At 53.5% G+C, this 3,090-nt stretch carries 2 protein-coding genes; one reads left to right on the forward strand and one right to left on the reverse strand.

The window, feature by feature from the left end; translation table 11 throughout:
- Positions 1 to 483 precede the first annotated feature (483 nt).
- Positions 484 to 2,448: a WD40 repeat domain-containing protein gene (locus tag H5U36_09795; GenBank protein ID MBC7218399.1), complete on the reverse strand. Its 1,965-nt coding sequence runs from the start codon at positions 2,446 to 2,448 to the stop codon at positions 484 to 486.
- A 287-nt stretch (positions 2,449 to 2,735) separates the two neighbouring features.
- Here H5U36_09795 and H5U36_09800 point away from each other — a divergent pair.
- Positions 2,736 to 3,090: hypothetical protein (locus tag H5U36_09800; GenBank protein ID MBC7218400.1), on the forward strand; the 355-nt coding region annotated here is incomplete at its 3' end.

Genomic DNA, 3,090 nt, shown 5'->3' on the forward strand with positions numbered 1-3,090 from the left:
ACCTCCTCCAGGATCCCGAGAAGCTCGTGCCCCTGAACCCGGCAGAAGTTCTCGATGAGCTCCTTCTGCGCTTCTAGACCAAACCCCTTCGCCTGGGAGACCGAGGAAACACGAACATAGCCCAGAAGCCTCATGACTTTTGATACCATGGTAGCAGAAGTACAGGCTTCTGCCAAGATCTGGGCCTTCGCAGGGCCCTGGGCGAGACCGTGTCAGAAGGGAGGACTTTTTGGACACTACGGGTTATTCGGGCTAGACCGCTCATCAGAAGTCAACTGTGAAGCGAAGGATAGCCAACGAGCCGGTTGCGCAGATTTCTCAATCTTCCTTTGTAGGAACATAGCAGCCACAGTCCTTCAGCCTGCACTTGAGGAACTCATTTCACCCTGCTCAGCGCACTCCCAGCTTCTGGAGCCAATACCAGATGACAACATGGCTCACCCTACCCCAAAAGTGTTATTAGGTTATCACTTGGCACGGTTTTCAATGTTGGCCCAATAAGGTTTCCATGTCCCAAACGATGACAGTCCCATCATCTAACCCAGAGATCAGAAGTCTCCCATTCGAAGAAAACGCGACCGAGGTGACACCACCCGAGTGCGCAGTAAGGGTTAGGAGCTGCTGCCCGGCGACCACATCCCAAAGCTTAATCGTATGGTCTAGCGAACCCGAGGCAAGAATCTTCCCGTCGGGAGAGAACGCTACAGACATTATCGGCCCTTTGTGGCCGAGAATACTCCGGGGCTTTCCACCAGTTGATAAGTCCCAAAGTTTCAAGTCCCCCCACTCACTTTCGGGGTAGTAAGAGCCTGAAGCTAGATACCGCCCGTCCGGTGAAAAAGCAACCGTGAACACAGCTCTCTCATGCCCTTTCAGTGCAGGAAGTCTTGTTGCAGTACTTACGTCCCAAAGTTCAATATCGTGATGATGCCATCCAGAAGCAAGAATTTTCCCATCAGGAGAGAATGCTACGGCAAAAGCACAATCTGCTGCATAAGAGCCCCATTGAAGCGTAGCTATTCCCTTCCCAGTGCTCGCATCCCAAAGCTTGACCGTTCGGTCATGCGATGCGGAAGCAAGATAGCGACCGTCTGGCGAGAAGGTCAGAGAGAATACCGCTTGTCCGTGTCCATCAATGGTGTAAAGAAGCTTACCAGTGGTTGCTTCCCAAAGCTTGATTACACCCAAATAAGACCCTGTTGCTAGAATCTTGCTGTTTGGAGAAAACGCTACGGAATTAATGGAGCCATCATTCTCTATCGCAAGTGTGTAAAGACTCTTGAGTATAACCAGGTTGTGATAGTCTTCGGGGGGCCAACTTACCAAGGTAGGTTTGGCTAGCGCTGGTTGGTCATCGGAATCAACAAGATTCCGAAACTCTTGTTCAGTAACTATAGACCAAACTCTGAGCGTTCCATCCATAAACCCCGCGGCAAGAATCTTTCCGTCAGGGGAGATCGCCGCTTCACCAACAGGACTGACATGCCTTGCAACAGCGGTTAGCTCTTGACCAGTTTCCACATCCCAGAGCCTGACCTCGCAGTCAATGTAATACCAAATGGCGCCCCTTTGGCCTCTTTCTTCATATCCTCCTGAAGCAATCACTTTCCCATCCGGCGAACAGGAAATGGAAACGATGGGGGTTCTGTGGCCACTAATAGTTCGTAGCTCTCTCCCTGTAGCAACTTCCCAAAGCTTGATCTCTTGTTTTGTCGCAGAGACAAGTACAGTCCCATCTGGAGAGAATAAGACAGAATGGACACCGCCAGCGTGTCCGCAAAAGGTACGCTCTTCACCTGTTGCCACGTTCCAGAGCTTGATGGTGTTGTCCCATGCCCCTGAAGCAAGGATCTTCCCGTCCGGGGAAAAGGCGACCGAGGCAACCTCTTCCGTGTGCCCGGTGAGTGTCTGGAGTACCTGGCCTGTGGCTACGTCCCATAGCTTGATCTCATCATGCGACCCCGCGGCAAGGACCTTCCCATCCGGGGAAAAGGCAGCGCATTTGACTAAGCCAAAATGCCCGCAGAGTGTTCGTAGCTCCTGGCCTGTAGCTACGTCCCATAGCTTGATTGTTCCGTCTCTTGATCTGGAGGCGAGGGTCATCCCATCGGGTGAAAAGACAAGCGAAGAAACCGGTTCCATATGCCCGGTCAATAGGGATACAAAGTTCAGGGTGTCCGCTTCCCAAATCTCAACCCCAATCGATGTTCCTACCGCCAGCCATTTCCCATCCGGCGAGTAGCTCAAACAAGTAACGTACCCCAGCCCTAGCCGAGCGATCGCCCCGTGAGGCAAACCCGTTGGAAGGTTCGATTCCCATGCCAGCCCAAGAATCCCTAAACCCAAGACCAGGACTACAGTTGCAACAACTTTCGACCGCACCAACATTTTTACCTCCCAAGCGAGCATATCACTCATTAACAATAGTAAAAAAGCCCTCTCCCTCACAAAACCGCGATTCCTTCAATCAGAATTGGCTTGATGCCCTTTGGTTTTGCTTGCCGAACCCTATAATGCCGCATTCGAGTTCATTACGGCCTGCCTTCATCCTCTGCCTAGCCTCGACCGAGGTCCTGGAAGGAGCTGTCTGCCGGTTTATGCGTTAACACATAAACACAAGACCTAGGCTCACTCGGCTTCTCCTCGTTCTCCAGCCCTTTTAAAGGTAGCAACCCTTCTTCCCTGTGCCTCAGTCGCCGCTAAAACGCAGGGCTAGAATAGTCCGGGGGTGTGGGATGGCCCAGATCACTGTGAACCGTGCGCCGTTTCTTACTTTGTGGACCGCGGTGGTGGCCAGGCGCCTGGGGTTCGCCGAGGAGGAGGCCCTTTCCTTAGCGAAGGCCTTCACCGGCCTCACTGCCCAGTCCAAAGCCCAACGGCTTGGCCTTTCCCAACCACGCCCGGAAACGGAGCGGGAGAGGGTCCAGGCGGAGCGGGAGGCCAAGGGCGCGGAGTACGTGGAGTTCCTGGATCGTCTGGTCCCCGTGATCCGGACGGAGAAGGGGATCCGGGCCCTGAGCGGCACGTCGCCCATAAGCCCAGAAAGCACAAGGCGTTATTTGGCCCAAAAATTCGGGGAAAACCTGGAGC

The sequence above is a fragment of the Candidatus Caldatribacterium sp. genome, assembly GCA_014359405.1.
In the GTDB taxonomy this organism is placed as follows: Bacteria; Atribacterota; Atribacteria; order Atribacterales; family Caldatribacteriaceae; genus Caldatribacterium; species Caldatribacterium oleiphilum.